A 6,412-nucleotide genomic window follows, 5' to 3' on the forward strand; every position below is an offset into this window, starting at 1 on the left:
CTACACGGCAGACTGCCGCGCGTGACCAGCACGAGCACCGGGGCACGGAATCACACCAGGCCCGTGACCTGCCACTTCACGATGCACACCACTCAATGTTCTCCTGGGGCGCGCCATCGGCCCAGCCGCCTAGACAGAATGTGGGCCCGCCACCGGCTCGGAGGCCGTGGGCCACAGGCCGAGGTGGCCGACGAGCGGCACTCTCCGGAGGATCCGCCCGGTCCCCAAGCGACCGCGCCTCAAGCTCGTCGCCCGTGCCGAGCACCAGCGGCCGCCGACTGCCTCATCTCCCCCTCGCGACCAGCGCTTGGCGCTCCCGTGTACGACGACGCGCCCCAAGACGATGCGCACCACGCCAATGGCCCGGACGACTCCACCGGTAATCCAATCCGCCTTTCCAATCACCCGCATGGGCGCACGCGCCGTTCGATTTTCAGCGGCTAGCATTCAGTCCGCTCTTCTGCAATTGCAGCTGAAATTGCAGGAGGTCCCTGACCTGCGGCTTGTCGCCGGTCAGCACGTGAGTCCGAAAAGCTCTTGTTCGCACGAACGGAAGGCGGGATTGGCATGGACAAGTACAAGAACGGCACGCCGGCCGGTGGCATTGCCACCACCTGGATCAAGGCGCAGGCGAGCAACCTCAATGGCCAGTGCGTCGAGCTCGGGGCGCTGACGGGCGGGGGTGTGGCGATGCGTAACAGCACCGACCCGACCGGTCCGGCGCTGGTCTTCACCGAGGCTGAGATGCGGGCTTTCCTGGACGGCGCTCGCGCCGGTGAATTCGATCATCTGATCTCGCAGTAACCCGCTCGTTCGATAATTAGACAAGGGCATCGCGCGGCCCTCCGATATGGAAGACTTGCCTCGTCTTGACTTCCTAGGGAGGGACCGCGTGATCCCCGATTTCGGTGATCAGTTTGATGACGATAATGTCATCGCCTTTCGTCGGCCGGGCACTGATCCGGAGCAGAACCCCACGGCTGCTGGCCTGCTACTGGGGTCGCAGCTGAAGGCGCTGCGAGGCCAGCGGACGCTGACGAAGGTCGTCGCGGGGATCGACAACCGGCTGTCCCCGGCCAAGCTCAGCCGGCTGGAGAACGCGGAGAGCCCGCCGAAGCTGGCCGACATCCAGGCGCTGCTGCGCTTCTACGGCGCCGATCCCAAACTGGCTGCGGCGGTCGAGGAGCTGGCCCGCCACGCCACGCAACCGAGCTGGCTGCACTCGTACCGCGATGTGCTCGCCAGTTGGGTCGAGCGGCTGATGGCCTTGGAGTCGGCGGCCATCCGGCTGATCACCTACGAGGCCAAGATCGTCCCCGGCCTGATCCAGACCCAAGACTACGCGCGAGCGATCTTCCGCCAGGAGCTGCCGAGCGGCCAGGCTCACCGGCTGGACCGGTACCTCTCCCTGCGCCAGGAACGGCAGGAGCGGTTCCTGGTGTCACCGCCGCGCTCCGTCTTCTTCCTGGAGCACAGCACGCTCTACCGCAAGGTGGGCTCGCCGCGAGTCATGGTCGACCAACTCCAGCGGCTGATCGACCTCACCGGCACGCGCGGCTTCGGTGTCCGGATCATCACCTTGGACCACACCGTCGCCTCGTCGGTGTCCTCGCTGACCCACCTCGACTTCGGCCGCTCAGGCCTGCCCGAGCTGATCTACAACGAGCGACTGCGGGGCGCCGACTACTGCACCCCCACCGTGGATGAGCGGCCGGCGCCGGGTGAGGACCACAAAGTGTCCGAGATGGAGGAGTACAAGCAGCTGTTGTGGCAGCTCATGGATCTGGGCACTGGCCGCAGGCGGAGCCGGCAGCTGCTGCTGGCGGCCAAGGCATACTTCGAGCAGCAGCTGCCCGCCCCCTCGGGCCGGAGGTAGGACCTGTTGCGCAGGTTGAGGCCGGCACAGAGGGGATGTGCAGGTGAGACCGCGCGCCGCGTGGGCTCAACCGGTGAGCAGCGATAGCTTCAGGCGGCATGACGGAACCCATTTACTACGTTGATCGCTCGGACATCCACGAGGGCAAGATCGCGGAGGTGAAGGACGCCATGCGTGATCTGGCCGCGTTCGTCGAGACGCAGGAGCCGCAACTGATCGCCTACTACTTCTTCATCGACGAGGCCGAGTCGATGATGACGACCGTGGCCGTCCATCCTGATTCGGCGTCAATGGAGCTCCACTTGGAGATCGGCGGACCGAAGTTCCGCGCGTTCGGTGGGCTCATCCTCATGAGGTCCATCGACGTGTACGGGCGACCGAGCCCCACGGTCGTAGACCAGCTCCAGCAGAAGGCCGCGATGCTCGGCGGGGGCACGGTCACCTTCCACACACTACAGGCGGGGTTTCACCGCGGACCCTAGCGCGTCACGGCACGACGGCCAGGCCACCGAACTCGATCCACTCCCGCGTCCGCTGGCGCGGCAGCACCTCGGAGTCAGGGCGCCAGTCGGTGACGTCGACGAGGCCGGGAGGCTCGATCTGGAGACCATCGAAGTAGGTGCGGACCTCGGCCTCGGTCCGCACCTCACCCCAATTGCCGTTCGTCTGCCGGTCCATGAGGCGAGTGACCTCGTCGCGCACCGTCTTGTCCTCGCTCACCAGTTGGCAGATGACGACCACGCTGCCCGGCGCCAGGTGCTGGATCGTCTCACGCAGCAGCTGAGCCGGCTTGGGGTTCGGCACGCAGTGCAGCACCGAGACGAACAGGGCGGCCACCGGCTGACTGAAGTCGATGAACCCCTTCACCCTGGGATGGGAGCGGATGGCTGCTGGGTTGGTCATGTCGGCGGCGACGATGGCTACGTCATCATTCTCGTCCAGTAAGGCCCGGCCCTGGCTCAGCACCACCGGGTCGTTGTCGATGTAGACCACCTTGGTGCCGCGGTGAATCCGCTGGGCGACCTGGTGCACGTTGTCCTGGGTCGGTAGGCCGGAGCCGTGGTCGATGAACTGCCGGATCTCGTAGTGAGTCGCGATGTGCCGGACGACCCGGCGCAGAAAGGCGCGGTTGTTGACGGCCAGCTCCCGAGAGCTCGGGGCGGTTTTCAGCAGGTCCTCGACGGCGAGCCGGTCGGACAGGAAATTATTAGTGCCGCCGAGGAGAAAGTCGTACATCCTGGCGGCACTTGGTACTGAAAGATCGATCTTGTCCGGTACCGGATCTTTGTCCACGGGCACCCCATCCGTGTCGCGACAACCCCGGTTCGTCCAGGGCCAGATGATCCACCTCATGGTAGGGGCGCACTGCAAAGCCCACCACTACACAGACGGGTGAAGTGGCGCGGGCTGGCGCACGGGTGGCGAACGTGGGGGCGAAGTCTGGCCAGTGCGCCGGTCGACCAGCACCGAACCAGGCTACGGGCAGGCGCCATACACCTCCCGAGCTTCAACCTGCAGGAGTCGCTGGGCCATCCGCAGATCTGCTTGGGCCTGGGGCGGCTCGATGCCCATGAGGGTGGCGGCCTGCTCGACCGGCAGGCCCAAGCGGTGGAGCAGGACCGCGTCGGCGTGGTCGGCCGGCAGCGCGCGGTGCAGGCGGTCGGACGCCGGGTCGGACGCATCGAAGCACGCGGCACTGACCGTGCGGCGCAGGATGCTCCAGGCGTACGCCGTGGGGCTGCGCCGTTGCAACACCGCGCCCCATTTCCGCTCGGTCAACCACAGGGTCGCCTCGACGACCTCGCGGCTCAGGCCGGGGTCGAGCAGACGGGCCTGGGCGTAGCGGTGGTAGCCGTCGGCCTGCATCAGGACGAAGGCGGCGAAACCGCTGCGATACGGCTTGCTTCGACTGGGGGCTGTTGCTGCCGGTGTGGCGTGGTCGGCTGCCAAAGGAAGGTCCTCGTCAACGCTCGGTTGCCCACGTGCAGGTGTCTTGGTGCCGGTTCGGCTGACGGCGGGCTCGCCCCGCCGGGGTTCGGCAGGGCGAGCTGGCGGTGGGGCCGACCCCCAGCTATGGCAGGCCGGCCTGAAGGTGGCTAGCGCCGGGACAACCGGACGGCGAGGGCCACGAGGACCTGGACGTAGGTCATCAACGCCACGACGAGGTCGACCCGACCGGGGTCCACCGGGGCAGGGCCGCGCAGCAGGGCGGCGGCCAGAAGCACCGGCAGCGCCGCTACCGCGGCAAGCGCGGTCACGCCGATCGCTCGTGAAACCGGCAGATGCCTTCGCGCCGGCCAGGACGGGGCACTGCTACGTTGGGGGTCCCTCGGGGCACGCTGCGCGCGCCCCCGGGAGGGCTGATCTGGCACTGGTGGCAACCTCTCTGGATTGGCCCTCGCCCTGGGCAGTGTTGGCCCACTGCCTGGGGCAGCCCCACTCTTGGGGCGTGGGCTCAACGGTAGCTCCACCACTTCAGCAAAATGAGCCCCAACTGCCCTGGTGCAAAACCATTTTGGGCAATCCTTGAACCGAACAGGTGTTCCGTAAATCTGTTCGTCACACTGATCTGAACCGGTCAGTCTGGGTGCTCGTTCGAGCCGGAGTGATCCGGGGCAAGCCCGGCGGCCAGCGGGCGCCAAGCCACCAGCCCACCGAACCAGGCGCCAGAAGACCACTTGACCCGACCGTGCCCGGCTACTCGCGATCTGCTCCTGGTGGCGCGCGTCCGGGCGAGCCTGCCGGCCCCAGAGCGAGCCGGGAGCCGACCGGCGCCATCGAGCCGACGCATCCAGCCGCCGGGAGGCGAAGAACCCCCAGATCAGCGAAGCGCTACTGGGGGTTCTGGCTGCGAGCGCACAGGCAATGCGTCCCCAGGGGGACGTGCGCTCGACTAACCGAGCCCGCTCCGGTGGGGCTGACGGCCAGTCCAAGGTAATCTGAGCGCATCTGGGCCAGCGTGGTGGCCCCAAACTCGCTCTGGCACAACGCCACACTTGTAGTGCGAGGAATTTTTACATTCCGGCTAATCCCCTCTTGAGGACTAGCCGCCAAAACCGGATAGTAAAGAAAAAGCGAGAAATCCGGTGTCATCTTCGAACCGTTCCGACCTCAACCAGGTACAGGCCAGATTGAGTCAGCTCCTCCGGCCGCTCTATGAGGCGGGCTGGCGAGATGCTAAAGCCGAACCCGCTATGACGCGGGAAGTACCGAATGAGGGCGTCTACGCATTCCGGCAACTCATCCGGACTGACATGGCGCTCCGGGCGGCATATGACCCGCAGCGGCACATCCTACTTCTGGGGCCAGGCCTTGACCGCCTGATTCGTGATTCATCCCAGCGGCCGACCTACAACATGCTCACCGCGCCGGTCGCCACCCAGCTCACGGGCGCCCTCGTCACTTCTCAGTCCGCCATCCAGGACACGGCCCGGCGGCTCGGCCTCCTCGATCCCACGCGGGTTACCGGAGCAGGTAAAAACCCGCCGGATATCTACACCCAGTTCTACCTCCACCACGTGCTGCGGGCAGCCAGCCAGGGGCAGCACGCGCAGGGTCTCGGGTCCCAGCCGCAGAGCTTCCAGGCGACCGATCCAGCGCTCACTGCCCTGACGCTGCGATCCAGCAAGAACGGCCTGCTACCGGATCCCGTCCCAATGACAGCCACGCTCGGGGTGGTGCTCCAGGGCTGGCGTAACACCGAGGTCGAGACCTGGCACAGCCAGCTGGGAGCCGGTGGTCGCCAGCATCCGGGAGGCCGTGGCGGCATGGGAGAAGCGGCAGCAGGCCTACGGCCCCGAGGTCACCCTGCGGCTGCTGACGTTGGTCGGCTCCTCGGGCTACACCGACCGGTGGTGGGGGCATGGTTGGTGGCCTGAGCTGTGCCGGCAGGCCTTGGATGAGATCTCCCGGTCCGGCCTGACGCTCCCGACGCCGTACGACGAGCTCGGCATCGGCAGGCTCCTTGACGACCTGATCACAGCCCCGGACCACCTGCCCGATGCGGCGCTCAAGTTCTGCCTCACCCCGGGCGCCGCCGCTGACGGCAAGCCGGTCTCCGGTCTGCGCTGGATCTTGCCCGTGCGGCCACAGCCGCGGGCGATCCAACGGCATGACGCGCGGCAGGTGGGCGCGTTCCCGGCTTGGTTCGACGAGCTCTAACTGGGCGTTTCGTCCCGTTGCTTCATCCTGTGATTCATGTTTCATGTTCCGCGTCATGTTGGCGTGGATTCGCTGGTCAGGCGACGGGTCATGAGGTTGATCATCGCGAGATGGATCATGGCTTCGGACCGTCGGGGGCGTGCTTGGTGGCCGCGGGCGAGGCGGGGGTGGTTCAGTCGGCCGAGCGTTCGCTCGACGGTCCGACAGTTCCTCGCCCCAGGAGTCAGTTTCACGCCCTCCGATCCATTGACCTGGGTAAATGGAGAACTCTCACTGGAGTACTAGTGCAGCGCCGCACTGATCCTGCGAGGGTCTGGATCGCCCCGGCTGTGGCGGCTGGGGCGATCCTGTGCAGGTTGGGCGTCAGTTCTGGAC

At 66.6% G+C, this 6,412-nt stretch carries 7 protein-coding genes and 1 pseudogene; 4 read left to right on the plus strand and 4 right to left on the minus strand.

All coding sequences use genetic code 11. The annotated features are described in order from the left end of the window. Positions 1–567 precede the first annotated feature (567 nt). The 3 genes from ACZ3TI_RS40365 to ACZ3TI_RS40375 all read left to right on the plus strand — a co-directional run bounded on the left by ACZ3TI_RS40365 (position 568) and on the right by ACZ3TI_RS40375 (position 2,358). Complete coding sequence (locus ACZ3TI_RS40365; RefSeq protein ID WP_465735496.1) at positions 568–804, plus strand: DUF397 domain-containing protein; 237 nt, start codon at positions 568–570, stop codon at positions 802–804. Between the two features lie 88 nt (positions 805–892). Then, a complete protein-coding gene (locus ACZ3TI_RS40370) occupies positions 893–1,876 on the plus strand; it encodes a helix-turn-helix domain-containing protein (protein WP_465735498.1) in 984 nt (327 codons plus the stop codon). A gap of 98 nt (positions 1,877–1,974) precedes the next feature. After that, positions 1,975–2,358: a hypothetical protein gene (locus ACZ3TI_RS40375; RefSeq protein ID WP_465735500.1), complete on the plus strand. Its 384-nt coding sequence runs from the start codon at positions 1,975–1,977 to the stop codon at positions 2,356–2,358. 4 nt (positions 2,359–2,362) lie between these two features. Here the strand turns inward: ACZ3TI_RS40375 and ACZ3TI_RS40380 are convergent, their stop codons facing one another. The 3 genes from ACZ3TI_RS40380 to ACZ3TI_RS40390 all read right to left on the minus strand — a co-directional run bounded on the left by ACZ3TI_RS40380 (position 2,363) and on the right by ACZ3TI_RS40390 (position 4,134). Next, positions 2,363–3,175 carry an SAM-dependent methyltransferase gene (locus ACZ3TI_RS40380; RefSeq protein ID WP_465735502.1) on the minus strand — a complete coding sequence of 271 codons (813 nt, stop codon included), beginning with the start codon at positions 3,173–3,175 and terminating at the stop codon, positions 2,363–2,365. A 177-nt stretch (positions 3,176–3,352) separates the two neighbouring features. Beyond that, entirely contained in the window at positions 3,353–3,826 is a 474-nt protein-coding gene (locus tag ACZ3TI_RS40385) for a hypothetical protein (protein ID WP_465735504.1), read from the minus strand. Between the two features lie 146 nt (positions 3,827–3,972). Then, entirely contained in the window at positions 3,973–4,134 is a 162-nt protein-coding gene (locus ACZ3TI_RS40390; RefSeq protein ID WP_465735506.1) for a hypothetical protein, read from the minus strand. Positions 4,135–5,611: 1,477 nt separating this feature from the next. On the opposite strand from ACZ3TI_RS40390, the gene ACZ3TI_RS40395 reads away from it, so the two are divergent. Beyond that, a complete protein-coding gene (locus ACZ3TI_RS40395; RefSeq protein ID WP_465735508.1) occupies positions 5,612–6,037 on the plus strand; it encodes a hypothetical protein in 426 nt (141 codons plus the stop codon). Positions 6,038–6,090: 53 nt separating this feature from the next. Here ACZ3TI_RS40395 and ACZ3TI_RS40400 read toward each other — a convergent pair. Then, positions 6,091–6,237: pseudogene (locus ACZ3TI_RS40400) on the minus strand (IS5 family transposase); the annotation flags it as partial. Between the last annotated feature and the right edge of the window lie 175 nt (positions 6,238–6,412).

Source organism: Kitasatospora sp. NPDC023120, from assembly GCF_055560835.1.